Origin of the sequence: Bacillus sp. SIMBA_074 (genome assembly GCF_046534555.1) — a bacterium.
GTDB classification, from domain to species: domain Bacteria; phylum Bacillota; class Bacilli; order Bacillales; family Bacillaceae_G; genus Bacillus_A; species Bacillus_A mycoides.
Map to the genome: position 1 here is coordinate 1 of NZ_JAWRYM010000503.1, position 272 is coordinate 272.

A 272-nucleotide genomic window follows, 5' to 3' on the forward strand; every position below is an offset into this window, starting at 1 on the left:
TGCACCTTCATTTTTTAATGTTTCGCCAAGTGTTGTAGCATTTTCAATGACTTGTTTCGCATAATCCTTAAAGCTTGGTTGTAAAGCCTCGTTGAAAGCAACTGCTTTTGCTGCAATGATATGCATTAGTGGACCGCCTTGAATTCCCGGGAATACGGATTTATTAATCGCTTTGATTATTACTTCATCGTTCGTTAAAATGATCCCCCCGCGTGGTCCTCTTAATGTTTTATGAGTTGTACTTGTAACAACATCTGCATATGGGATTGGGG

At 39.7% G+C, this 272-nt stretch carries 1 pseudogene; it reads right to left on the bottom strand.

The window, feature by feature from the left end:
• Positions 1 to 272: pseudogene (gene glyA / locus SB773_RS31755) on the bottom strand (serine hydroxymethyltransferase); the annotation flags it as partial.